At 43.6% G+C, this 24,305-nt stretch carries 23 protein-coding genes; 10 read left to right on the top strand and 13 right to left on the bottom strand.

The features are described from left to right. Position 1 precedes the first annotated feature (1 nt). From chrA to trxA, 9 genes are all read left to right on the top strand, one after another. Positions 2–1,201, top strand: coding sequence for a chromate efflux transporter (gene chrA, locus DDT91_RS05765; protein WP_187175200.1), 1,200 nt, complete (start codon positions 2–4; stop codon positions 1,199–1,201). Positions 1,202–1,479: 278 nt separating this feature from the next. After that, complete coding sequence (locus DDT91_RS05760) at positions 1,480–2,145, top strand: CBS domain-containing protein (RefSeq protein WP_187175199.1); 666 nt, start codon at positions 1,480–1,482, stop codon at positions 2,143–2,145. Between the two features lie 89 nt (positions 2,146–2,234). Next, complete coding sequence (locus DDT91_RS05755; RefSeq protein WP_187175198.1) at positions 2,235–3,110, top strand: NAD kinase; 876 nt, start codon at positions 2,235–2,237, stop codon at positions 3,108–3,110. A 92-nt stretch (positions 3,111–3,202) separates the two neighbouring features. Then, the gene (locus DDT91_RS05750) at positions 3,203–3,964 is read left to right on the top strand and encodes a DUF6089 family protein (protein WP_187175197.1); all 762 of its coding nucleotides are present in this window, start codon (positions 3,203–3,205) and stop codon (positions 3,962–3,964) included. A gap of 80 nt (positions 3,965–4,044) precedes the next feature. Beyond that, positions 4,045–4,782: an isoprenyl transferase gene (locus DDT91_RS05745; protein WP_187175196.1), complete on the top strand. Its 738-nt coding sequence runs from the start codon at positions 4,045–4,047 to the stop codon at positions 4,780–4,782. Between the two features lie 7 nt (positions 4,783–4,789). Continuing rightward, positions 4,790–7,486, top strand: coding sequence for an outer membrane protein assembly factor (locus DDT91_RS05740; protein WP_187175195.1), 2,697 nt, complete (start codon positions 4,790–4,792; stop codon positions 7,484–7,486). Positions 7,487–7,576: 90 nt separating this feature from the next. Then, positions 7,577–8,107, top strand: a complete 531-nt coding sequence (locus DDT91_RS05735; protein WP_187175194.1) for an OmpH family outer membrane protein — start codon at positions 7,577–7,579, stop codon at positions 8,105–8,107. 13 nt (positions 8,108–8,120) lie between these two features. Then, positions 8,121–8,666 carry an OmpH family outer membrane protein gene (locus DDT91_RS05730; RefSeq protein WP_187175193.1) on the top strand — a complete coding sequence of 182 codons (546 nt, stop codon included), beginning with the start codon at positions 8,121–8,123 and terminating at the stop codon, positions 8,664–8,666. A gap of 45 nt (positions 8,667–8,711) precedes the next feature. Then, positions 8,712–9,017 (top strand): thioredoxin, encoded by a 306-nt coding sequence (trxA, locus tag DDT91_RS05725; protein WP_187175192.1) that lies wholly within the window; start codon positions 8,712–8,714, stop codon positions 9,015–9,017. Positions 9,018–9,049: 32 nt separating this feature from the next. Here trxA and DDT91_RS05720 read toward each other — a convergent pair whose 3' ends face one another. From DDT91_RS05720 to accD, 7 genes are all read right to left on the bottom strand, one after another. Next, positions 9,050–10,564, bottom strand: a complete 1,515-nt coding sequence (locus tag DDT91_RS05720) for a pseudouridine synthase (RefSeq protein ID WP_187175191.1) — start codon at positions 10,562–10,564, stop codon at positions 9,050–9,052. 211 nt (positions 10,565–10,775) lie between these two features. Further along, a complete protein-coding gene (murQ, locus tag DDT91_RS05715) occupies positions 10,776–11,597 on the bottom strand; it encodes an N-acetylmuramic acid 6-phosphate etherase (RefSeq protein WP_187175190.1) in 822 nt (273 codons plus the stop codon). Beyond that, the gene (locus DDT91_RS05710; protein ID WP_187175189.1) at positions 11,594–12,436 is read right to left on the bottom strand and encodes an N-acetylglucosamine kinase; all 843 of its coding nucleotides are present in this window, start codon (positions 12,434–12,436) and stop codon (positions 11,594–11,596) included. The genes murQ and DDT91_RS05710 overlap by 4 nt, the downstream gene beginning before the upstream one ends. Before the next feature lies 1 nt (position 12,437). Next, entirely contained in the window at positions 12,438–12,665 is a 228-nt protein-coding gene (locus DDT91_RS05705) for a cytochrome b5 domain-containing protein (RefSeq protein ID WP_187175188.1), read from the bottom strand. Continuing rightward, the gene (locus tag DDT91_RS05700; protein WP_187175187.1) at positions 12,665–13,816 is read right to left on the bottom strand and encodes a formimidoylglutamase; all 1,152 of its coding nucleotides are present in this window, start codon (positions 13,814–13,816) and stop codon (positions 12,665–12,667) included. Before DDT91_RS05700 ends, DDT91_RS05705 begins: the two co-directional genes overlap by 1 nt. A gap of 267 nt (positions 13,817–14,083) precedes the next feature. Continuing rightward, positions 14,084–15,388 carry an NADH:ubiquinone reductase (Na(+)-transporting) subunit F gene (gene nqrF / locus DDT91_RS05695; RefSeq protein WP_187175186.1) on the bottom strand — a complete coding sequence of 435 codons (1,305 nt, stop codon included), beginning with the start codon at positions 15,386–15,388 and terminating at the stop codon, positions 14,084–14,086. A gap of 135 nt (positions 15,389–15,523) precedes the next feature. Beyond that, complete coding sequence (gene accD, locus DDT91_RS05690) at positions 15,524–16,366, bottom strand: acetyl-CoA carboxylase, carboxyltransferase subunit beta (RefSeq protein ID WP_187175185.1); 843 nt, start codon at positions 16,364–16,366, stop codon at positions 15,524–15,526. A gap of 212 nt (positions 16,367–16,578) precedes the next feature. On the opposite strand from accD, the gene DDT91_RS05685 reads away from it, so the two are divergent. Continuing rightward, complete coding sequence (locus DDT91_RS05685) at positions 16,579–18,210, top strand: carbon starvation protein A (RefSeq protein WP_187175184.1); 1,632 nt, start codon at positions 16,579–16,581, stop codon at positions 18,208–18,210. Here DDT91_RS05685 and DDT91_RS05680 read toward each other — a convergent pair. The 6 genes from DDT91_RS05680 to DDT91_RS05655 all read right to left on the bottom strand — a co-directional run bounded on the left by DDT91_RS05680 (position 18,207) and on the right by DDT91_RS05655 (position 24,245). After that, on the bottom strand, positions 18,207–19,367 hold the full coding sequence (locus DDT91_RS05680) for a DUF3179 domain-containing (seleno)protein (RefSeq protein WP_187175183.1): 1,161 nt from the start codon (positions 19,365–19,367) through the stop codon (positions 18,207–18,209). The genes DDT91_RS05685 and DDT91_RS05680 overlap by 4 nt on opposite strands. Positions 19,368–19,504: 137 nt before the next feature. After that, entirely contained in the window at positions 19,505–20,605 is a 1,101-nt protein-coding gene (locus DDT91_RS05675) for a hypothetical protein (protein ID WP_187175182.1), read from the bottom strand. Positions 20,606–20,624: 19 nt separating this feature from the next. Further along, positions 20,625–22,166 (bottom strand): phosphatase PAP2 family protein, encoded by a 1,542-nt coding sequence (locus tag DDT91_RS05670; protein WP_187175181.1) that lies wholly within the window; start codon positions 22,164–22,166, stop codon positions 20,625–20,627. 12 nt (positions 22,167–22,178) lie between these two features. Continuing rightward, entirely contained in the window at positions 22,179–23,099 is a 921-nt protein-coding gene (locus DDT91_RS05665) for a transporter (protein ID WP_187175180.1), read from the bottom strand. Positions 23,100–23,392: 293 nt separating this feature from the next. Continuing rightward, entirely contained in the window at positions 23,393–23,938 is a 546-nt protein-coding gene (locus DDT91_RS05660) for a hypothetical protein (RefSeq protein ID WP_187175179.1), read from the bottom strand. Between the two features lie 124 nt (positions 23,939–24,062). Beyond that, on the bottom strand, positions 24,063–24,245 hold the full coding sequence (locus tag DDT91_RS05655) for a hypothetical protein (protein WP_187175178.1): 183 nt from the start codon (positions 24,243–24,245) through the stop codon (positions 24,063–24,065). Between the last annotated feature and the right edge of the window lie 60 nt (positions 24,246–24,305).

Here is a 24,305-nt window from a genome sequence, read left to right as displayed (position 1 = left end):
AATGTCGGTACGGAAGGTCCGATATTACGTTTTTTTGAAGGATATTTTTACCCTTTCGCTTACTGCATTTGGAGGCCCGCAGGCTTTCCTTGCCATGCTGCTGGAGCGAATGGTCAAAAAACGGGGATACATCCAAGAAGAGGAGCTTTGGGAGCTCAATGCACTTTGCAATATGCTCCCAGGCCCCTCCTCTACCCAATTGGTCTCTGCTATAGGATTCAGGGTCGGAGGCCCTAATCTTGCCTATTTGGCACTTTTTGTTTGGATTTTGCCTGCAACCAGCATAATGATGGCAGCCGCGATTTTGATTGATTTTTTACAGGAAAACACTCCCGGAGCTCTCAACTTTGCCCGATTTATTCAACCTATGGCGATTGGCTTTATCATATTTGCTGCTCAAAAGACCATCAGCAAAATGATCAAGACTACCGAAGCTATGATCTTAATGCTGATTTCTGCATTTGTAGCTTTCTTTTACAGTTCCCCCTATATTTTTCCTGTCATGCTAATTCTCGGAGGTCTCAGTACTTCGATGAAATATAAAAATCAGCCTAAAGCAGAAGAGGAAAAGGCTTTGACAATCAAATGGAGCAATTTTTATCTCTGGGCAGGCGTATTGATTATAGCCGCCGTAGCAGGAGCTATCACCAAGTATCAGCCAATCCTTTTATTTGAAAATTTCTACCGAAACGGGAGCTTGATTTTTGGAGGAGGACAAGTTTTAGTCCCCTATTTGTACACTGAATTCGTGGACTTCAAGCGTTACTTAAGCTCTGAAGAATTTTTGACCGGATATGCGATTTCCCAAGGTATTCCCGGGCCTACATTTTCAATTTCATCGTACGTTGGAGCGCTTTCCATGAGGGATGGAGGCCTTTTGGGATTTATTATAGGAGGCTTGATCTCAGCCGCAGGGATATTCCTTCCTGGAATTTTTCTGATTTTTTTCGTGATCCGTTTTTGGGATCAACTAAAACTCTACCGTCCTGTCAGAGCTGCCTTAGAGGGGATCAATGCGGTTTCGTGTGGGATGTTGATTGCTGCGGCCTACCTGCTTTTTGAACCTTTGGAATCCAATGGCATCAACATCTTTTTTATCCTAGGCACCTATTCTTTATTGCAATTTTCCAAAGTTTCATCTCCAATGATCATTGCCGGAGGTATTGTTTTGGGAATTTTGACGCAACATTTTTTAGGATAAAAGATTCAATGATTGTCCGCAATTGCACCACCATCCAATTACCCTTTGATTAATGGGTCGGATGCTTCGAACTTCCCGACTCTCATCGGTAAGGTGCTCAGCACAGGCGACCGAAGACCAAAGGATTCCAGATTTCAACCTTTTCGAAAAATTTCTTAAGCTAGCTATGCCTTCTGGTAAAAAAGCAGATGTATAGAAAAGATTTAAAAAACTTCTTTTGGAACAACAATAGGCTCGAAAGCGTTTTGAGTTCTGAATTCATTTCCTAACTTTCTTCTATGCAAGCCTACGAATTCATCAACAGCCTTATCCCTCCGCTCAAATTGACTGATCGTGCAGGGATGGCATTGAGCTGGATGGAAGAAATCAGAACTGATTCTTTACCCGTTACAGATCAAGGTAGGTTTTTGGGATTCATAGAAGACGAAATAATTTTTGAGCTAAATGACCCACAAGAATTAATTGGAAACATTCAGCTAGAGTGCAATGCTTGTTGGGTGTACTCGGATAAGCACATCTATGATGTACTTAGAGTAGCTTCTGAAAACCAATCCAATCTGGTAGCTGTCGTAGACCGGGAAAACACTTACCTGGGTGTGGTGACCATGGAAGATGCCATTGCTGCTTTTGCAGACAGTCTTTCGATCAAGTCTCAGGGAAGCGTATTGATTCTTTCTCTGCAGATGAAAGATTACCTGCTCTCTGAAATTGCCCGCTTGGTAGAATCTGAAAACACAAAAATCCTAAGCTCCTTTATTACCTCTGACCCCTTGGACGAGAGTAAAATAAAGCTGACCCTAAAGCTGGACAAGCCGGAACTCCGTCATGTCAAAGCTACCTTGGAGCGTTTTGGCTATCGGGTAATCGACCATTACCAAGAAGAGACGGGTATCTCAAGTGAGGAGGACCGTATCGGTAACTTATTGAGATTTTTAGATATTTGAGGCATGAAATGCCCAAATAAAGACCTTTCCAACAGGGGACTGATGCCCTGGGATATCCCATCTGACCCTATAAAACAATTTATCCTCAGATGAAAGTCGCCTTGCATGGCCTCTCTTTGAAGGCAGAATTTTTCCCGCAGGTCCAGTCTCTATTTAAGCTACTAGAGTCTTTTGGGATTGACGTATTCATCACTGAACCTTTTGACCGGCAGCTAAGGCAACTTGGAAATCAATCCTTGAAATATTGGGTATTGGAAAGTCCCGAAGATTATTCCGGATTGGATTTTTTTCTGTCAATCGGTGGGGACGGCACCTTGCTGGATACTGTATGTGTAGTAGGAAGCAGGGAAATCCCGATTCTTGGTCTCAATACCGGAAGATTGGGATTTTTGGCTACGGTAGCCACAGACAAAATCGAAGAAGCAATTGGCCAATTGGTAAATGGAAATTATCAAATCGAATCCCGAACCTTACTTTCACTGAATAGTAACAGAAAACTTTTCCACGGGTTGAATTTTGCCTTGAATGAGTTTACCATTCACAAGAGAGATACTTCTTCCATGATTACGGTTCACACCTTTATAGATGGAAAGTACCTCAACTCCTATTGGGCGGACGGCTTGATCGTATCCACCCCTACAGGTTCCACAGGATATTCCTTAAGCTGCGGAGGCCCTTTAATTACCCCCGGAGCAAAAAATTTTGTCATCACACCGGTAAGCCCGCACAATTTAAATGTTAGGCCCATCATCGTTTCGGATGAGGCAGAAATAAGTTTTGAAATCGAAGGAAGAACTGACAAGTTTATGATTTCCCTTGATTCCCGTTCTACCGCAATTTCTTCGGATTTGAAGCTTAGCGTGAAAAAAGAAAAGTTTTCAGCAAAATTGGTGAAATTGCCCCATTATCATTTCTTTGATACACTCCGTCAAAAATTGAATTGGGGATTTGACATGAGAAACTGAGAATATCGCATTAGCCAAGCTTAACAATTATTAACCCAGTAAATACAAAAGGTCGTTTTTTAAACGTTAGGTACTTCATAACTTGCATCGTCTTGAAAAAGGTCAATTTTAAGATTTTCAGATATTTAACCGCTTTGGCGATTCTCGTATTAGCCAGTTTTTCTCAAGGAAAAGCCCAAAAATATGAAATCGGTGGAGGAATTGGCGGAGCGGTCTATTCAGGTGATATTATTCGAAAAATTGACCCCGGCCAATTAGGGCTTCAAGGCACGTTGTTTGGCAAGAGAAATTTTGACAATGTGTGGTCTCTCAGAGTCGGCCTGAGTACTGCAGTACTTCAAGGTGATGATGAGATTAAACCTTTGGATTTGGTATACCAAAGTAGGGATGCCCGATTTAGAGGAGGGGTGATAGAAGCTTCTGCGGTAATGGAATTCAATTTCTTGGACTTCTTGAGAAATGACTCCGAGTTTAGGTATTCTCCCTATGCCTTTTTTGGATTGGGTTATTCCTTTTTCACCATGAAAGGACGCTACAGTGCACAGCGCTTCACTCCTGCGGATTATTACCAATTATTTTCACCGGTAATTCCATTTGGAGGGGGAGTAAAATATAGGTTAAATGATCGCTGGACCTTGGCTGGAGAGCTTGGATTCAGAGCTACATTTACGGATTACCTCGACAAAATCGATTCCAATGCCGGCCTTTTTCCCATTTCGGAAGTAGATCCTATTACCGGGAAGACGTTAACCCACATCATTAATTTTGGCAATCCGAATACGAAGGACTGGTATTACTTTCTAGGGCTTACCCTTAGCTACACCATCACCAACGTAAAGTGCTACGCCTATTAATTAATTGAAGCCTAGGGCAGATTATTGAAAAAGAAATAGCATTTTTGTACCTCCAAAAATGTAGGTACCCAAGCGTTGGAATGAAGGAAAAACTAGACCTAATCAATATCCCAAAACATATTGCGATCATCATGGACGGCAACGGCCGTTGGGCCAAAAAAAAAGGCGCCATGAGAATCTTCGGTCATCGACATGCCATTCAGGCTGTTAAAGATGCTATAGAGGGGGCAGATGCTTTGGGAGTAAAATACCTAACCTTATTTTCCTTTTCTACGGAAAACTGGTCTAGACCCCAAGATGAAGTAAAAGCCCTCATGGAATTGTTGGTAAAAACCATCATCGATGAAATCTCGCTGATGATGAATAACAACATCCGACTGGATGCCATCGGGGATTTGGAAAGTTTGCCCTCATCCGCTCATGAAAAACTCATGGAAGCCAAAAGACTGACGGCTTCCAATACCGGCCTGACTGTAATCTTAGCATTAAGTTACAGTGGTCAATGGGAACTTACCCAAGCCACCAAACGCATTGCTCAAAAAGTCTCCGAAGGAAAGTTAAAACCTGAAGAAATAACCCAACAAACCCTGGCAGATAATTTGGACACCGCAGGGATTCCAGATCCAGAATTGATGATCAGGACAAGCGGGGAATTCAGGATCAGTAATTTCCTTCTCTGGCAATTGGCCTACACCGAGTTGTATTTTACACCGGTTCTTTGGCCAGATTTCAGAAGAGAGCACCTCTATGCCGCAGTAGAAGATTATCAAAAAAGAGAGAGAAGATTCGGCAAAACCGGTGAGCAAGTTAAATCTTAAGTAATTGATGAAAAGAAGTTTATTAATTCTGTTTTGTTTGATTTGGTCGGCAAGTTCCATGGCCCAAATCCGCCTGGGCCAAAGCCGCTACGCCTCTACCAGGCCTGTCAACATACTGGAATTGAACTACTCAAAACCTCAAAAGTTCAGAATAGCAGAGATAAAGGCAGTAGGTCTATCGACCTTAGACGAGGTGGCTATTATTTCGCTTTCCGGGCTCAAGGTAGACGACCGGATCGATGTACCAGGAGAAGCTATATCCAATGCGCTCAAAAAACTTTGGGGCCAGGGGATTATAGGCGATGTGAAAATTCTCGTTACCAAAATCGAAGGAGATGATATTTATCTGCTTCTTGACCTAACAGAACGTCCAAGATTTTCAAGAGTCGAATTCTCCGGAATCAACAAAACCCAAGAGGGAGAACTACGGGACAAAGTCAATATCCGGGGAAGGGTAGTAAGAGATGATGTACTCAATACTGCCAAAAGAAATATCGAAAAGTATTACTTGGATAAAGGATTCCTGAACACAGATGTGAAAATTATCCAAGAACGGGACACCACACTTCCCAACAGTGTCAAACTCAGATTTGATATCAATACCAATTCCAAAGTGAAGATCAACGAGATCAAAATCTATGGAAATGAAGAAATTTCAGATGGTGCCATCAAAGGTAAGCTCAAGAAAACCAAAGAATACGCCCGAGTGGCGGTGTTTAAGGATATCTATACCCGATTGACGGATGCGGATGTCACTAGCGTTACCCAATCCCTACTGCATACCGATTCGGCTTCAAGCGAAGATGTCAAAAATTACATCAACAAAAATTTCAAACTTAATTTTTTCAACGGATCAAAGTACATCCCTAAAGAATATCGAAGCGATAAAGAAAAAGCTATTGCTTTCTACAACAGCCGAGGGTTCAGAGATGCCAAGATCATTGATGATTCCGTCTATAATTTTTCAGAGGATAAAATCAACATTGACATCGCTGTAGAAGAAGGCAGAAAATATTATTACAGAAACATCACCTTTACAGGGAATTACATCCATCCGAGTGAGGTATTGTTGGCAAAACTGGGTATTCAAAAAGGTGATGTCTACGACAAAGAAAAATTAGACAAGCGACTTAACTACGACCCACAAAAAGGTGATGACGTCAGCTCCTTGTATCAGGACAACGGGTACCTGTTTTTCAATATCGACCCAGTAGAAATCAATGTGACCGGCGATTCAATTGATCTGGAAATGAGGATTTTTGAAGGCCCACAAGTTACTGTGAACAGTGTCAGCATTAAGGGTAACGAACGTACCTCAGATCACGTGGTGATGCGTGAGATCCGAATACTTCCAGGCCAAAAATTCAATCGAAGCTTGTTAGTCCGTACTATCCGTGAGCTTTCTACCTTGGGTTATTTTGATCCTGAAAAAATCAACCCTGATTTGAGACCTAACTTTGAGCAGGCGACTGTAGACATCACTTTCGAGCTTGAGGAAAGGCCTAATGATCAGATTGAATTATCAGGTGGATGGGGTGGTTTCTACGGATTTGTTGGAACAGTAGGATTGGTATTCAACAACTTCTCAGTTCGAAACATCGGAGACTTCAGCAAGTGGGATCCACTTCCTGTAGGTGATGGTCAAAAACTCTCTTTGAGAGTACAGGCAAATGGTCAAACCTTCCAAAACTATTCTCTATCCCTGACCGAACCTTGGTTTGGAGGTAAAAAACCTAATGCGTTGAGCTTCTCATTCAATCATTCGGTTCAGAGACAGGTTGATTTCTTCAACCAAAATCCAAACGCAGATAACCTTGGCTTTTTCAAGATCACCGGTGTGACCGTAGGACTAGCCAAGAGGGTCACCTGGCCGGATGACTATTTTAGTATCAGTAATTCTATCCAATTCCAGAACTACGAATTCAACCAATTCGGAACTTCCTTTGGACTTAGCTACCCCACCGGAAACTCAAAGAGTATTACGTTGAATACTACCGTGGCTAGAAACAACGTAGATAATACCATCTATCCAAGGCTAGGATCAAACATCATGTTGGCTGTGAATGTAACTCCTCCTTACACTTCACTCAATCCAAACATTACCAGTGAATCTCCGGATCAAGCCAAGTACAACTGGCTGGAATACCATAAGTGGATGTTTGATGCCTCCTTCTACACCCCAATATTTGGCTCCACCAAATGGGTAGCCAGCGCCAGAGCGCATATGGGCTTCCTGGGATCCTATGGAAGTGAAATTGGCATTATTCCACTCGAACGATTTGTAATGGGAGGGGATGGAATGACCTTTAACAACTTTGCCTTGGGTCAGGAAATCATCGGCTTAAGAGGCTATGAAAACCAATCCATTACTCCTGGTAGAGCGACCAGAGGTACTGCAAACCCTGAGCCTTATGGTGGAGTAGTCTACAATAAGTATGTGATGGAGGTTCGATTCCTAGTATCTCCAAACCCGGCAGCAACCATCTTCCTTCTTACGTTTGCGGAAGCAGGAAACAACTGGGGAGATTATAAGGACTTCAATCCTTATGATCTCAAGAAATCTGCAGGCTTTGGTGCCAGAATCTTCATGCCTGCATTCGGTCTGTTGGGAGTGGATTGGGGATACGGATTTGATCCTATTCCCGGCTCTATCCAAAAAAGTGGTCCACAATTCCACTTTACCATTGGTCAGCAATTCAGATAATCTTGAATTCTGTAGGGCGTTTAGTTAATTTATGCAAAAATAGATAGGCTAAAAAACAGGCGGCTATTCTACGGAAAACAGGATCGAACCATGAATAAATCACTGAAAATTGTACTTTTGCTGCTCATTCTTCTGAATTCAGGGCCTTTAGTAGCTCAAAAATTTGGATATATTGATTCAGAATACATTTTGAACAAGCATCCAGACTACAAGGTAATCCAAGATGAGCTGAAAAAACTGAGTGATCAATGGAAGAAAGAGGCACAAACTTTGGATCAAGAAATAAAAGATCTCAATACCCAGCTAAAAGCTGAAGAGGTTCTTCTAACTGAAGAGATGTATCAAAAACGGTTGGAAGAGATCAAAGCAAAGCAAAAGGCTTCGCAAGAATTTAACAGCCGAATCTTTGGAATCGACGGGATGTATTACCAAAAGCAGGCAGAACTGCTCCAACCCCTACAATCCAAAATCTACGATGCCATCGAACGAGTTTCCCGAAGAAATAATCTCGCGGTACTCTTCGATAAGGCAGCAGGTCCCTCGGCGATCATTTACACTGACCCAAGGCACGATTATTCAGAATTTGTCCTGGAAGAATTAGGAATAGAAGAAAACAATTAAATACAAACACCAAATGATGAAAGTAAAAGTTATCCTAGCCGCAATGGCATTGCTGTTCGTAGGATTCACCGCTCAGGCTCAAAACATAAAAATCGGATATACGAGCGTGGAGTTTATCATGGACCTAATGCCTGAAATGGAACAGATCGGGGCAGATATCCAAGACTACCAAACCCAGCTTCAGACCAATATCCAAACTAAAGCTGCCGACTTCCAAAAGCAGGTGCAGGCCTATCAGCAAGCAGCGCCTACCATGACCGAAACAGCAAGAGCTGCCAAGGAGCAAGAACTCACCAAACTTCAGGGAGATCTTCAAAAGTATGAGCAAGATGCTCAGGTTTCTTACCAGAGAAAACTCCAAGAACTATTGGAGCCGGTACAAACCAAAGTAATCAACGCAATCAATGCTGTAGCTGCTGAAAACAATTACACACACATCTTCGCGGAAACAGCCGGTCAGTCCCCTATCCTTCTTTACACCAAGGAAGAAGACAAATTCACTGAACTAGTCCTTGCCAAATTGGGAATCCAACTTCCTCAGCAACCTACTCAAAAATAATATCCACTCAAACCGGCCCCAAAGGCCGGTTTTTTTTGCCATCAAATGCCCAAAAAGAATCCAAAAGAAATCATCAGCCAAAGCCTCGATGCCGTCTTAGTGGACTTTTATGCAGATTGGTGTGGCCCTTGTCAGACCATGAATCCGGTACTGGATGAAGCGTTGTTGGAATTGGGAGGAAAAATCAAGTTGCTGAAGTTAAACGTAGACAAGCACCCACAGCTAGCACAGCAGTTTGCAGTCAGATCGATCCCCCATTATATTCTTTTCAAAAGAGGAAAAATCCTTTGGAGAAAAGGGGGAATCATCACCAAGCGAGATCTGATACAGCAACTCAAAGGATTTGTATGAACCAAAAAGGCCTCAAATTGAGGCCTTTTTGATTAGATATAATATTTCAAACGAATCACTTCCTGCTCGGTGAGGAAGCGATAATGGCCACGCTTAAGATCCTTCTTATCCAGACCTGCGTACATCACCCGATCCAAGGCGATCACTTCATAGCCCAAATGAGCAAAAATTCTTCGAACGATCCGGTTTCTGCCAATATGAATTTCCAATCCTAAAATCGTTCGATCTTTGGAAAGTACCTGCATATCGTCCACTTTGGCATCTCCATCTTCCAATGTCAAGCCCTCTAGGATTGCTTCCTCGTCTTTATGAGTAAGGGGCTTATCCAGGGTTACCTGATAGATTTTTTTGATTTCATTGGAAGGGTGGGAAAGTTTAGCAGCCAGTTCACCATCATTGGTGAAGAGTAGCAATCCTGTCGTATTTCTATCCAGGCGACCTACCGGGAAAATTCGCTCCTCACAGGCATTTTCTACCAACTTCATGACTGTCTTACGCTCCATGGGATCCTCCGTGGTAGTGATAAAGTCCTTTGGTTTGTTCAAAAGCACATAGACAGGCTTTTCAGGATTGATCTTTTTCCCCTCGAATACCACGCGATCGGTCTTTTTGACCTTGTAGCCCATTTCGGTGATTACCTCCCCATTGACTGTCACCAAACCCTTGGCGATCAAGTCATCTGCCTCTCTTCGGCTGCAGATCCCTGAATTGGCAATGTATTTATTGAGACGGAGTAGATCTTCTGATTCCTTTTTGTTCTTCTTCTGCGGCAGATTGTCGAAGTTATAATCCGGACGATCCGGATTCAATTCTACACGCTTGGGGTGTTTTTTACCAAATCCACGTTTTTCGTTTCCACCCTCAGGATTAAATCGCTTCTCTTCTACACCAAAAATAGGCTTTTGATCTCTTCCTCTTCCTTTGTAAACCAGCTTCTCTCCCTTTTCGGGGCTGGATTTTTCTCCTGAAAAATCCTTCTTATACGGCTTGTCAAAGTCTGATTTTGGGCCTTTGGAAAACTTGTTTTTAGAAAAATCACCTTTTCCTGTTCTTTCGGGACGCTCTCCGTAGGGCTTTTCAAAGTCCGGCTTTCTGGAACTGAATTTCTTTTCAGAAAAACCTTCCTTCTTGAATCTGTCAGGTTTTTCTCCATACGTTTTTTTGCCAAAAGGCTGGTCTTCTCTTTTTTCCCACTTTTTAGGCTCGCCAGAAGACTTATCAAAACGCTTTTCGCCAAATGGCTTACGTCCACCGGATTCGGCTTCGTTTCGCTTGTCAAATGCCGGCTTCCCAAAGGTTTTTCCCTCTTCCTTGAAAAATCTTCCCTTTGGTTTATCCCCAAAGGATGGTTGATCTTCTGATTTTTTTCGGAAAGGTTTTTTATCAAAAGAATCCTCCTTCTTACCGAAGGACTTTCCTTTGAAATCAGATTTGCTATCAGATTTACCAAATTTTGACCCTTTGGGAGAAAAGTCAGGTCGCTTTGGGGAGTCGAAGTCCTTTTTGTCTTCGCTGAAAAATGGTTTTCTAGGATTGTTCTTTTTCATGATTTTGCAGCATCACTGCTGTAGTTTGGTGTTAGAATTAAGCAACTGAAATCGAGCTTTAGGAAAATACCTAACTTAGGAATCAAATTCAATTGGTACGATTCCATGTGGTATTTTTGTCAAGTTATAACCACATGAATTTCAAACGCTTAATCGGGCAACAAAGATACGGGGATTCCCCTCAAACTTGTGCTCCTATTCGAAATTTTATTTAAGCTCCTTTTTGATTTTTGTAATAATATTCTGTAGCGTTTCGCACAGAACCTTGGGAAAGCAATAATTGATTGGCCACTTCATAGTCCAAGCCCGTGGCTTCCATGATCATTCGGGTACCCCGATCAACCAATTTGGCATTGGAAAGCTGCATATCCACCATTTTATTTCCTTTCACTCTTCCCAGCTTAATCATCACAGTAGTAGAAATCATGTTGAGAACTAATTTTTGAGCTGTTCCCGATTTCATTCGGGTACTTCCAGTGACAAACTCAGGACCGACTACCACTTCAATAGGAAACTCAACGGCCTTTGCCAACGGAGAACCCGGGTTGCAGGTGATACAACCAGTGAGAAGGCCTTTTTCCCGAGCCATTTTCACGCCACCGATGACATAGGGAGTGGTGCCGGAGGCTGCAATCCCAATCACCGTATCCCACTCAGAAAAACCATACGCCTGAATATCCTTCCAAGCCTGCTCAGGATCGTCTTCGGCATTTTCCACTGCCTTTCGAATCGCCGCGTCTCCACCGGCAATCAAGCCAATCACCCAATCATGAGGGACTCCATACGTAGGCGGACATTCGGAAGCATCCAAAATCCCCAGTCTGCCACTCGTCCCTGCTCCGATATAAAACAGCCTTCCTCCCTCCTGCATCCTCGGAATGATCTGCTCTACCAAGGCTGTGATGGAATGCAATTTTTCTTTCACCGCTGGCGCTACCTTGTGATCCTCGGCATTGATATTCTGCAGCAATTCCAGGACCTCCATTTGCTCGAGGTTTTCATAATGGGAGCTGCTTTCGGTAACCTTGTTCATAATTTTTCCTGATGGTAAAGAGTGAGTCCTGCTATGGGACTTTCGATGATACTATTGACCTGAATACCCGTATCAAAGGCAGCTTTTCTCAAGATATCGTTGTTGTAGTAGGCAATAGATCCTACAAAACTGACAGGCTTCTTTTGAAAATCCCGGTATTTACAGACATGCTTGGCAAAGAAGTCCTTGAAAGAATTGTAATAAAGACCATAGCAATACGGGTCTGCTTTATGTTCGGTGATAAACCTGCAAAAGCTGGCCATATACCGGCTGGGATAAGGCTGCCGGTACACATGATCCTGAATACTATTCTGGGTGATATGAAACCGCTCTATGGCAGCTTCACGGATTTTCTCAGGCATTTCTTCGTGTATGAAATCCTGAAGAAACTTTCTGCCCACATAACAGCCTCCACCTTCATCCCCTAAAATATATCCTGCCGCGGGCCGTGTAGCGATGATTTTTTCTCCATCATAATCACAGCTGTTTGATCCTGTCCCCAAGATGCAGGCGATGCCTGGCTTATGTCCACAGGTCGCATGGGCCGCAGCGGATAGATCATGATCTATGTGAATATCCGCTTTTTGAAAAATGGTCCTCAGTGCTTGCCTTACTTCTTCTTGTCGCTCAGGTGCTGCACATCCCGCTCCATAGTAGTAAATCTCCTGGATTTCCTCAGAAAGATTCACCAAAAAGTCCTCCTTCATTTGGATAGCCATCTCTTCCGATGTCATGTAGTAAGGATTAAACCCTACTCCCCGGTGTTGGCTGATTTGGCCATCCTTGTGAATTACTCTCCAGTCTGTTTTGCTGGAGCCGCTGTCTGCAATCAAAATCATGCTATACGAGTTGGCCTATGGCCTGAAATTTTTCAAATACTTTTTCTGAATGTGGGGCATCGGTGAGTTCTTCAGTTAGATCTTGACCTGCCCAGTGCTCATAATGCTTCCCATTTTTCCACAATCGTGAGGCACTTACATCATAGATAATCCCTCGAAACGCCACCCATATTTCGGGCTTGTCCTGACCATTTCGTAGTGCAAGTTGCTGTTTGGAATATACCTTCATCAATACAATTTGATCTGTGCATTGATCCAGCGCTCTGGGATTTCACCCTTTTGGGCCAATTGATAGTCAGAATAGCTACAAGGAACCGTACTTACCCGGTCAAATCGGTCCGTTTCATTGTGGGGGATTTCCATCCACCATTTACCGCTTCGTTTACTTTTATAAAAAACCAAAGTATTGGGCTTGGTATCCAGGGAAACGGTGTATTTGATGTAGTCTGCGCTTTTGAAAGAAAGACTGTCTTTTCGGCTGTAGAAACCCTCGATAAAATACCAGATCATCACCGCCGCTACCTTAGCTGTTTTATTATGGGCATCATCGAAATAGGGATCATATCCATAGATTCCAAAGGAGCTCAGCTTCTCATTGGTTCCGGCAAACCAACAGATCTGACAGGCTTCTTCTCCAGTGAGACCAAATGGCTGCGCGTCTATCGCTCCCGGGGCTACTGAAGAATGAATTGCGGACAGATCAAAACTCATCAAATCTGCATCCCGGATCAAAGGCTCTGTCTCTTTGAAATTATCTCTGATCTGCCCTAGACGCACGTGATCGAAATAGAGCTTCTCCATCACATTAACCAAGGTTGGATCCACTAGAAAGCTCTGATAGGCCAAATGGGTGTAGGAGAAGAGAAAATTGGGTTGATGAAGTACGATTTCCTGAGTATGCCGATCACTTTCAGGACCGATCTCTTCCATATCAATTTTGGCATCCACCGTCACCAAAGTGACCAGCTTCTTCATTTTCTGATAGGAAAGGTACTGCCCGTAATCCAGGTCATGAGAGCCGCCGAAGAATACAGGTAAGATCTGATGCTTCATGAGATAGTCTCCCACCTGACGGATATTCTGATAGGTATCATTCAGCGTTTCTCCGGAAATGAGGTCTCCCAAATCAGCTATCTTATAGGGTACGATTCCTTTTTTCAGTTCATACAATTTTTCTCTGATCTCTGAACTGCCTCTTTCCACACTTTCCGACTGTTTAGCCCCTCTGCCATCCTTGAGCCCTATCAACGCTATTTGTATGCCTTTCAGATCCGGAAAGGCATCCCGATGTATCGCTAATTGGCTGAAGAAGGAGTTTTCCTGAAAATTCTTTTCAAATAGAAATGAGGCTACAGGTTCAAAAAAGGATTGGATATTCATAGCGGGTGTTTGAGGAATTAAAAATAAACAATCTGATTATATGCAATTCTCACTGTAGGCAATTTTTATCATGGCTATGAGTGGCAAACTTCTTTGGCCAATGAAGGCAAAAGAAACCGGTCACCGAAGAATTCCAATGCGGGAAAAACCTATTAGACTCCAAAACCTCTTTTTAATCCTCGAGAAAGAATGCTATATGCCCATCCAGGTCAACAAAAATAGTACTAAACTAAAAAATCCCGCCTAAGCGGGATTCTTTGATCTGTATTAACCACCGAAGTCGTCAAATCTGATGTTTTCTTTAGGAATACCCATGTCATCGAGCAACTTCAAAACAGCCGCGTTCATCAAAGGAGGACCGCAGAGGTAGTATTCTACTTCATCTGGTTCAGGGTGATTCTTCAGGTAGTTGTCATACAACACCTGGTGAATAAATCCTACGTAACCATCGGCCTCTCTATCATCCAATGACTTCTTGATCTTCCAATTGTCCTCCGGAAGTGGCTCAGAAAGTCCGATATGGAAGTTGAAATTAGGGAAGTCTTGTTCAATCGCTCTGAAATGAGGCACGTAGAAGAGTTCTTTCTTAGAACGTCCACCATACCAGTAAGACACTTTTCTGTGAGTCTTTTCAGTGTGGAACAGGTGGAAAATCTGCGCTCTCAATGGGGCCATACCTGCACCACCACCGATGTAAATCATCTCTCTTTCGGTTGGATTGATATGGAATTCACCGTAAGGACCAGAAATGGTCACTTTATCACCTGGCTTTCTGGAGAACACATAGGAGGAGCAAACACCTGGGTTTACATCCATCCATCTATTGTTAGCTCTATCCCATGGCGGTGTAGCGATACGGATGGTCAACATGATGATATTTCCTTCCGCAGGGTGATTGGCCATAGAATAGGCTCTGAATAGAGGCTCGTCATTTTTCATGACAAGACTCCATAAGCCAAACTTATCCCAATCACTCTTATATACGTCCTTAGGGTGTCCCAATTCAGGATGCGGAGTGATATCCATGTCCTTGAAGTTGACAGTGATCGCAGGAACGTCAATCTGAATGTATCCTCCAGCTTCAAAGTGAAGGGTTTCACCTTCAGGAAGTTTTACCTTAAATTCTTTAATAAAGGTCGATACGTTGTAATTGGAAATGACTTCGCATTCCCATTTCTTGATCCCAAAGATTTCTTCAGGAACACGGATTTTCATGTCCTGCTTCACCTTTACTTGGCAGGCCAATCTTACTTTGCCTTGTTGTTCGGCTCGGCTGAGGTGACCTACTTCAGTAGGAAGCACATCTCCACCTCCATCTTCCACCACGCATTTGCACATGGCACAAGTACCGCCGCCACCACAGGCAGAAGGAAGAAAAATTTTCTGATTTCCCAAGGTAGAAAGTAAGCTCGAACCGGCAGAAGCTACGATCGGATTGCTTTCGTCACCATTGATGATAATCTTCACATCCCCGGAATTGACCAGCTTTGACTGGGCAAACAAGAGAATAAGAACCAGTAGCAGGATAATCACCGTGAATGCTACAATGGACGTAATAATTACAGAACCCATGAAATTTTGGTTTTACTTTTTCGTAGGAATTGACCCTTTTTTGGCCGCACAAATATATTTATTAATCCATAAAACAGGCCAAAAAGGGATTCAATTTTGGCTTGAATTCAGAAATGAATTTGATAAAATAACTGATTAATTGTTCAGGAGGTTTAGCAAAGTGGTCAATCTTGTTTTCAACTGCCGTCTATCGATGATGAAATCAAGAAATCCGTGTTCCAACACAAATTCGGAACTTTGGAAACCCTTAGGCAAATCCTTTCCGATGGTCTCACGGATTACCCTTGGTCCTGCAAATCCGATCAATGCACCGGGCTCTGCAATATTGAAATCTCCCAACATGGCATAAGATGCCGTCACTCCACCGGTAGTAGGGTCTGTCAAAAGAGAAATGTAAGGGATGCCTGCCTGATCCAATAAGGCCAATTTTGCAGAGGTCTTGGCCATTTGCATCAATGAAAAACCTGCCTCCATCATTCGGGCTCCTCCGGATTTGGAGATCATCAGGAATGGAACTTTATTTTTCAAGGAATGATCGATTGCCCGAGCGATTTTCTCTCCTACTACCGAACCCATGGATCCTCCGATAAAATTGAAATCCATACAGGCTATGACAATATCCAAACCGTTCATTTTGCCATAGGCAGTACGAACAGCATCGTTCAATTCAGACTTTTTGATGGTAGCCTCTATTCGGGAGGAATAAGGCTTGGTATCTACAAACTTGAGCGGATCTCCGGATTTCATCTCGGCATCCAGCTCAGTGAATTTGTTGTTGTCAAAAAGAATTTCAAAGTATTCTTTGGAGCCGATTTTCACATGAAAATCATCATCCGGGCATACGTAGGCATTGTTTTTCAACTCCCGGGTATGAATGATGTTGCCATTGGGGGTCTTAAACCAAAGTCCGTCGGGCGCATCTTTCTTTTCCGCGGTGGAAGTTTTGATGCCTTTGTCAGTTCGTTTAAACCAAGCCATAAAGATTTTTTAGGTTGTTTTTGACAAGTCAAAGGTCACAAATTTAGACCTAATCTCCAGTAATTAAAATTTAATTGCCCTTTGAAGGCTGATTGTGTAAAACTTCCTATCAGGAAAAATCCCTTTTTAAGCCGGGCATTTTTACATTATTTTGGAAAGGATAAGAAATCCACGATTTTCAAAATGTCTTTGACCACTTCCTCCAAATAACCATGAGTTTGTCCCTTCTGCTACTGATTTCGGCCGTAATCCTATTCATTGCCTACAAGGTTTACGGAAACTTTGTCTACAAGAGATTTGGGCTTGATGACTCGAGGAAAGCGCCTTCTCATACCCATCGGGACGGAGTGGATTATGAACCCAGCAAACCCATTGTAGTTTTGGGACACCATTTTGCTTCCATTGCCGGTGCCGGGCCGATTGTCGGGCCAATTATAGCAGTGACTTTTGGATGGATTCCGGCAGTAATCTGGATTCTGGTGGGGGGCATTTTCTTCGGAGCAGTACACGATTTGGGAAGTATGGCGGCCTCTCTCAGGACAGACGGAAAATCCATCGGAGTGATCATCAGAAATCAAATCGGAATTAAAGGCAAGCAGCTCTTTGTTCTATTTAGCTTTTCCACCCTGATTCTCGTCATCGGGGTATTTTCAGATATCATTGCCAAGACATTTATAGCTAACCCTGGAGTAGCCTCCGCTTCGATTCTTTTCATTTTTCTGGCCATAGCCTTTGGTTTTGTGAACCGATTAGTAGGGAATAGAAATCTGGCCTTTATCCTGATTACCATCATCGGGGTAGTTCTCATGTACTATTTTGTTTATTTGGGAACCCAGTTGCCAATTGTTTTGGATTACAAAATCTGGATCTCGGGATTGTTGGCCTATGCATTTCTGGCCTCGGTTACTCCGGTTTCTCTACTTCTTCAACCCCGAGATTACCTGAACAGCTATCTCCTTTATGGGATGATGATCGCCGCTGTAGCAGGTGTAGTGGTGGCAAATCCGCAAATAGAAATGAGTACGCAGGTGCAGGCTTCAAGTGAAAGCCTGGGGTATGTTTTCCCTGTTTTATTTGTAACCATAGCTTGCGGTGCGATATCCGGTTTTCATTCCCTTGTTGCTTCCGGCACTACATCAAAACAGTTAGACAAAGAAAGTGATGCCAAAATCGTTGGTTTTGGGGGCATGTTGATCGAATCCTTCCTCGCCATTATTTCGGTAGGTGCAGTGGTGGTTTTGTCAAGAACTGAATATGTAGAACGGCTGAGCGCAGAAGGTCCTGTTGCTTTGTTTTCTACCGGTTTGGGAGGAATGATTGCCACATTGGGGATCTCCGAAACTTTCGCAGTGGGTTTTGTGGCCCTGACTGTTTCTGCTTTTGCCTTGACTACTTTGGATACTTGTACTCGTCTTGCCCGATTTACCCTTCAGGAATATTTCGAGGATATGCCCCAACCTGCGGCACAGGTACTTGCTAAAAATCGGTATATCTCCACTTTTATTGTGGTGATTTTGTCTATTCTGCTGCTTGCCTCTGGAGAATTTTCCACCCTATGGCCCATTTTCGGTTCGGCCAATCAGCTTTTGGCTGCTTTAGCTTTATTGACCATTGCGGTATGGCTAATCAAGAAAAATATACCTGCCACGTTTGTCACCATCCCCATGTTCTTCATGTTTACCGTGACCTTGGCATCCTTAGGGCTTTTTGCCTGGAAAAATTATCAGGAAAAAGGGTATGTCTTGGCAGTAATTGCTGCTTTGCTATTTGTCTTGGCGATTTCTCTAATTTTTCTTGCCTTCAAGAGTTTGAAAAAGGAGGTTAGGGAGCCTGCAAAAGTCTAGAGAGGTTTTGGGTTAGGTCCTTCACTTTCAGGATGGAAAGTCCTCCAGCTGTGCCAGAATTCCTGGTAGGCCTTGAGACGTTTCAAATCTGTTTGGGTTGGGTTCAGTGATTTTCCCGTAAAGGTAAAGGCCGCTGAATCCAGGTAAAGGGTGTCACCAGTCCAAAGATGGGACTGGGTATCCGCAGGAATTTCGAATACCACGAAACTCTGGGTGTCTTTATTCAGGAGAATCAAAATGTCTTGGCTGCCTACCCGATCCCGGATTGATTCTTTTTCCAGTAGCAGGTTCCAGTCATAGGCTTTGGCACCTTTTTCCAGATCCACGCCGACCACCCAGGACTTTTCATTCCAGGAAAATGGATCCGTGCCAGTGAGTTTGCTTTCGCTTTTTCCCTTCTCAAATTTTCCAAGAGAATCGTACTTCGATAGGAAGTTTGGATCCTCAGCCATGATTTTCCCGTTTGGGTAAGCTTTGAAAAAAGCACTAGCCGTCAATTGGATGGATTCGATTTCCTCCAGTTTTTTCCCTTTTAGCTCCCCGGTGATCGCTTCTCCTGTGGCCTGTTGCCACCAGCTGCCGGTCTCTGTATCCTCAAACATGGCATTGAAATGATCCATGCCTACTAATCGGAAATTCTCGGGTTTCCCATCCACAAATGGCGAAAACACTCTTCCTGACCGACATACGGAACAATACGTGACCATCACTGGCTCTCCGGCCAGGGTATCTCTCACTTGGTGATGATAGACAATGTACCGGATGGGATAGGCCTTGGCTTCGTCACCTTTCTCAATGGCAATGACCAGTAAACTGTCATTTTCATCAAAAGAGTCGCGGGTAAGGAACCAGAGCTCTCTGGGTTCTTGAAACATGGCATCCGCTGCCATTTTGAAATGGAAGGCCCAAATAGCGGCCAAGGTGATTACCAGAGAAAGAGCCGAGACCCATTTCCTTTTCCCTGAAACAGCGGGCACTACTCCGACTAAAATCACAACCCCCAAGGCTATCCTAAACACCCATCGGTACTGGTGCAGGAAATGGGCAAAATCAATGGAATCCCATTGCTGGCTGCCAGGGAAGGGCATGATGAAGTAAATCTTAAGAAATTCAAACAGCACCAACAAGCTCAAACCCAGATAAAACAGGTTTTTCATAGGATGATTTTTTCAGTAGAAAATGAAACTGACAAAAGCCCAATTTCATGGGAAGGCTGGAAAAACCTTCCCATTTGAAATGTGCAGCTGTGGAAAAACAGACAAGCCCGAATTCACACATTTCGGGCTTGTGTCCATTAAAGTGAGTTAAATACAGCTGGTTCTTTCTTAGAAATCCTCCAAGCCACGCCAAAGTTGATCAGGTAATCGGCAAAGGCAGCATCCCCATGACGTATATTTTCTGGAGTCGAATCGGCAATGTCGGTAAGGCTGCGGGTCCGGTTTCTGACTAAGGCTACCGGCACGTTGAGGGTCGCAGTCACATTACCCAACATGTAACTCACTCCCGGCTCGACGGAAATGACATATCCCGGACGACGGAAACCATCACTTTCCCCTATCACATCCCGGACTGGAACTCCCTCCAATCTACCTCCTAGGGAGAATCCCAATCCGTGGATTTTTTTGACCCCATAGAAAAGACCTGCCCGCAAGCCAAATTGATCAGGCACGCTCATGATTGCCTCACTTGGTCTGGCGCGAAAGGTCTGGGTGCCATTGGTGTTTCGGGGATTAAGCAAATAAAAGGCATTGTAATACCCGAAAAGGGAAGATTTGAATTCTTTGAGTCCTTGAGACTCGATAGTGATCCCAAATCCGCCGTCACCCAGTTGGATGCTTTGGTCAACTGGGCGAATCTGTGAAGTTCCATTCGGCCCGACATTGTAAAAGGTGCTTTTGGCATTGTAGTTTCCGGTAGGCAGCTTAAATCCTAGCCCCAGAGACAGATTGCCTTTTGCAGCTCTTTCTCCTGATAGAAGCCAATATCCTGCCCCAACTCTGACATCAGCCAATCCTCCTGAATAGGACATGTGCCGGGATTGTCTCCCGTGCTCATAAAGTGAGCTTCTTTCATTGTAAGCAAAAGGCAAAGAAGCCAAAACATAAAGTCTATCTGTCAACGCATAGCTGACGTTGAAATCCACTCCGTGAGACCAATTGATCACTTCTGTCCCCTGCTCGACTCGCTCAGGCTCTTCATGAGTGCCTCTGAAATGCCTGAAGGATTTGAAGTACCGATAGTTGGTGCTGAGGTTCCAATCTCCTTTGGACTGAACATTAAGCTGACCCACAGCATTAGCGATTCCGGAGAATTGACGGATAGCGACACATCCTTGGGAATAAGAATTCATGTATGAGAAAATCCCAATTGCTAGGGATAGTATAATCTTTTTCATAGTGCTTTGAGGTTAATTATTAATCGATTCCATCCTGCTTGGCCTTAGCCACAGAATAGGAACCTACATTTTTGCCCTGTTCCAATCCCACCTCGGCATCAAAGCGGTAATGAATTCCCCCATATATTCTGGACAGTGCCGCCTCTTCCGCCCATTTTCTAAACTGAGCGGCATCTGTTGGGAAGAAATAAGATAAAACTTCAGCTGCTGCTGCAGAGAATGTACTGTGCCCTGAGGTATAGGCAGGAAAATTAGGCGTCCCCAAAATAGTCTTGAATCCCGGAATAGTTTGAATAGGTCGTGGATAGTGATAGTAGTATTTCACATCCCAGCAACTGATCCCGGCGTCCATAATCGCCATATTCATGTAGGCAAATATCCTCGCCGTACGCACCGGACTAAGGCGATATGCCACGGTTTTTTCTTTTGCAAAACGGTTCCAATGTCCGGGAGGAGTGTAAGTATTCAGCCCATCATTCCAGAAATTGGCTATTCTACGCTGCTCGGGAGTCAGATTTGCAGCAAATCTTTTCAGCTCTTCCGCATCCTTGTTAAACTCTGCTGATCCTGGGGCTGGTGGAGGTCCCACCCGTACAGCTTCCACATTAGGGATATTCCAAGGGCGTACTTTTCCGAATAGTGGAGCCAATCCAACGGGGCGTTGGGGAGATTCCTGATTTTCCCAGAACCATCCAAATCTTTCCTTCGCGGCATTTTTGATCGAATCTGATTTGGCTTTGTTGGTTTGCGCATTTCTCATCCCATCGGTAGATGCACGAGCCAAAGCAGTTTTGGCCACCTCTGCACCGATTAATTTTCCTGCTTCCACATCACTGGAAACATTGATCCCAGCAAGAATCAAAGATTCCAAATGCTCTTCAGCCATTCGAGCCAGATATTCTTTTTCCAAAGGAAACATGGCCGTCAAAATTTCCCGGGATGAAATTGCGATTACCGCACCGTCAGAAGGGTAGGAAAAGAGATTGTTAGACTCATAGGCAGTCTTGATCTGTGGATCAAGCTGATAGGGAGCTTCCCGCTTGAATTTGTATTTGTAATGCCATGCCATGATCAGACCATCGTACTGGGCCACACTCAAATACGCCAACATTCGGCTGGTATAAGGAGGATGGGAGTATGGAAAAAGTGGATATTTTCCAGGGTTGGCAGGATCCGGCGAAGGATAGGTTCCATCGGGATTCGGAGCAGGTATCAGATTATACTTGGTAGCTAGCTCTAATGCGATTTCATTCCATCGTAAAAGCGGATTATTGGTCCAATACTTGACAGATTCCCTTTGTGCAGAAGTCGCCGCTGCGATTTTTTGTTTGGCCTCTGCTAGCTCCCTGTTTAATTCAGAAGAACCCGTCTGAGGAGGAGTTGGAATAGCTACCTGCTCGTTAGAGGTATGAATGACCAATTTCCACTGGCCAGCATTTGGGTCGAGGTCCGCAAATTCATAGCCGGTATATTCATATTGAGTTGGCAAATCCTCTACACAAGCATTTAAGAGAAAAGCAGAGGACAGTAGAGTTATAATGAGGTAGAAGTATTTTTTCATAAGAATGGTAGATTAAAAGGCCTTAAACTGGTAGGTCATTCCCAGACCAAATCCTGAAAATTGTCCCATGTTTCGACCTGAAAACATGTGGTTATAGTAAGCGATCACTCCAAAGCCGCGTCCGCCGGTAAAATAATACTGTGCAAAACCTTCTATCCGATCAAAGTCCACCTTGTTGGTAGGCTGAGGCATATTGTATACCCGGATATCGTCTCCATTGGCACAGCGGAAAGTAGTCAGGCTGGCCTCGACTCTGAGTTTTTTATTCAAAAACCAAGAACCTAAAGCCAATTGACCATGAATGGCATCTGGCACATCCATGGTAGAGGTGTAATATGCTCCATCATTGTAATAAAAATCCCGTTCCGCTTCAGTTGTCCCTCGGTGTAGGTAGGCAAATGAAGCCCTGAGGTAAGGCCCTTTATCCAATTCATATTGACCGATAGCTCTCAGGCCAAGTTCATTAGCACCAAATCCCAAGCTAAAAGGCATATAATCCGATAGGTAATTGGATGCTGGCGTGCTAAAGCTGAGGTTGGTGAAACCCATCAGTTTCCCCTTTCCCAGTGCTTTGTCAACTACCTGAGCTTTGAGGGATAGACCCAAATCTTGGATACCCTCGACCCCTGCCATTTGCCCGCCGGTAGCGGCAGTTTTTACATAGGGAAGACTTACAATAAAATTGATTTTGTCTGTAATTCCGCCTACCACCATTGGCATCAGCATCTGCCTGGTGAAGGTTCCGATATTTGCATTCTCTCTCGAGTAAGTACCCTCCCAGTAACGTCCCCAGGAGGAATTTTCATACACAACAGCAATACAAATCTCCCCTTTGGGCATCATCAGGCCATCTGTGGGGGTTTGTGCCAAAGATATAGTAGCGATTCCCAAGCTTGCGCAAAGCAAGCCCAGAATTCTGGATTTGAAATTCATAGTAATAGATAGTGAATTGAGGAAAAGATGATTCCATCGAACTTTCCAGACCATACGCCTGGACTTATCGATAAAATGGAACTGGCAGGAATCCAAAGAATCAGGGAATCATCTTAAAAGGAAATCCTTAGGTAATCCATAGCATAAACCCAAAGAGTAGTTGGGCGTCAGAAGGCTGTAAAGCATGAATCAAACCGCCTTTCGACCTCCAAACGTGCCATAGACCTGTCCTAGTTTGGTAAGACCTAAATGTAAGATTGCTCCCTTTTTGGAAACCGTATATGATTAAAAGATTACCCCAGCTGTGGAGGCGGAGAGTCTAAGGTGAAATAAGGACTCATGTAAGGTGAAAAAATAAACCCAATCATTATTTCATAACCTATGCGGCTTGGAGACTCCAAACCGAATACGTCTGTTTCCAGATAGTCTTTTGCGAATAATTTGAGAAAGCTTTTGCCGCTTTGATCCTGAGGCAACTCATCATCAACCAAAGAAGCAATCCATTTTTTTACAGTAGAATCCAGGGCTTTTCTAGCAGTATCCGGCACATAGACCACCTGAAGAGTATCATTTTGATAACGCTGCTTAATCGCTCTGAAGTACTTACCGTCTTTCTCAAAACGGGTATTGGTCGCCTGAAATTCCTCCTGATTGGACATATAAGGAGCGTTGAGTGGAATTTCCAACATTCGTTCCTCCAACTGCCCAATTTGATCGCCATAGATTTGGTCTTTCCAACGGTTTTCTATAGAAATATTGGCAGAGAAATAAAAAGCATAGTAGCCAAAGTGAAAAATGGCAAAGCAAAGAAGTAATACTATGGCAAGTGCTTTTCTCAAGGCTACAAGTTTACAAATTGAAAAATGGATGAAAATCTTCGAAAAATAAAATTTCAGAATCCTTTTTTTTGAAGAACAGATGGATTTATGGAAATTCTCTCTTATATGAAAAATTATTCTGATTCTAGAGCAAGACCCAAATGCCGAGGAAAATCAAAGAAGCAATTCCATATACTTTGATCACCTTAAGACGATTGAACCGGGCCAAAAACCATAATGCATAGACAGGCCGGACCAGTCCTGCCAAAAGCAAGACAAGTGAGATCACCAGAGAAATCAGCAGTAAGACTTTGAAAGCTTCTAGCATAGCCCAAAACTAAAAAGGAACGGCTTTCACCGTTCCTTTTTTTATTTTCAAGTCAGAATC

It is taken from the genome of Algoriphagus sp. AK58 (genome assembly GCF_014324365.1).
Classification (GTDB): domain Bacteria; phylum Bacteroidota; class Bacteroidia; order Cytophagales; family Cyclobacteriaceae; genus Algoriphagus.
Note: the sequence above shows the minus strand (reverse complement) of the source record. Positions and strands in the feature narration are given on the sequence as shown.

Bases quoted from the DNA above. Each gene is read 5' to 3' on its own strand.
- accD (WP_187175185.1), bottom strand. From the start codon at position 16,366: ATGGCTTGGTTTAAACGAACTGACAAAGGCATCAAAACTTCCACCGCG.
- DDT91_RS05730 (WP_187175193.1), top strand. From the start codon at position 8,121: ATGATGAAAGTAAAAGTTATCCTAGCCGCAATGGCATTGCTGTTCGTA.
- DDT91_RS05655 (WP_187175178.1), bottom strand. From the start codon at position 24,245: ATGCTAGAAGCTTTCAAAGTCTTACTGCTGATTTCTCTGGTGATCTCA.
- nqrF (WP_187175186.1), bottom strand. From the start codon at position 15,388: ATGGGTTCTGTAATTATTACGTCCATTGTAGCATTCACGGTGATTATC.
- DDT91_RS05760 (WP_187175199.1), top strand. From the start codon at position 1,480: ATGCAAGCCTACGAATTCATCAACAGCCTTATCCCTCCGCTCAAATTG.
- DDT91_RS05710 (WP_187175189.1), bottom strand. From the start codon at position 12,436: ATGATTTTGATTGCAGACAGCGGCTCCAGCAAAACAGACTGGAGAGTA.
- trxA (WP_187175192.1), top strand. From the start codon at position 8,712: ATGCCCAAAAAGAATCCAAAAGAAATCATCAGCCAAAGCCTCGATGCC.
- chrA (WP_187175200.1), top strand. From the start codon at position 2: ATGTCGGTACGGAAGGTCCGATATTACGTTTTTTTGAAGGATATTTTT.
- DDT91_RS05700 (WP_187175187.1), bottom strand. From the start codon at position 13,816: ATGAATATCCAATCCTTTTTTGAACCTGTAGCCTCATTTCTATTTGAA.
- DDT91_RS05735 (WP_187175194.1), top strand. From the start codon at position 7,577: ATGAATAAATCACTGAAAATTGTACTTTTGCTGCTCATTCTTCTGAAT.
- DDT91_RS05705 (WP_187175188.1), bottom strand. From the start codon at position 12,665: ATGAAGGTATATTCCAAACAGCAACTTGCACTACGAAATGGTCAGGAC.
- DDT91_RS05670 (WP_187175181.1), bottom strand. From the start codon at position 22,166: ATGAAAAAATACTTCTACCTCATTATAACTCTACTGTCCTCTGCTTTT.
- DDT91_RS05680 (WP_187175183.1), bottom strand. From the start codon at position 19,367: ATGAAAAACCTGTTTTATCTGGGTTTGAGCTTGTTGGTGCTGTTTGAA.
- DDT91_RS05755 (WP_187175198.1), top strand. From the start codon at position 2,235: ATGAAAGTCGCCTTGCATGGCCTCTCTTTGAAGGCAGAATTTTTCCCG.
- murQ (WP_187175190.1), bottom strand. From the start codon at position 11,597: ATGAACAAGGTTACCGAAAGCAGCTCCCATTATGAAAACCTCGAGCAA.
- DDT91_RS05685 (WP_187175184.1), top strand. From the start codon at position 16,579: ATGAGTTTGTCCCTTCTGCTACTGATTTCGGCCGTAATCCTATTCATT.
- DDT91_RS05720 (WP_187175191.1), bottom strand. From the start codon at position 10,564: ATGAAAAAGAACAATCCTAGAAAACCATTTTTCAGCGAAGACAAAAAG.
- DDT91_RS05740 (WP_187175195.1), top strand. From the start codon at position 4,790: ATGAAAAGAAGTTTATTAATTCTGTTTTGTTTGATTTGGTCGGCAAGT.
- DDT91_RS05745 (WP_187175196.1), top strand. From the start codon at position 4,045: ATGAAGGAAAAACTAGACCTAATCAATATCCCAAAACATATTGCGATC.
- DDT91_RS05675 (WP_187175182.1), bottom strand. From the start codon at position 20,605: ATGAAAAAGATTATACTATCCCTAGCAATTGGGATTTTCTCATACATG.
- DDT91_RS05665 (WP_187175180.1), bottom strand. From the start codon at position 23,099: ATGAATTTCAAATCCAGAATTCTGGGCTTGCTTTGCGCAAGCTTGGGA.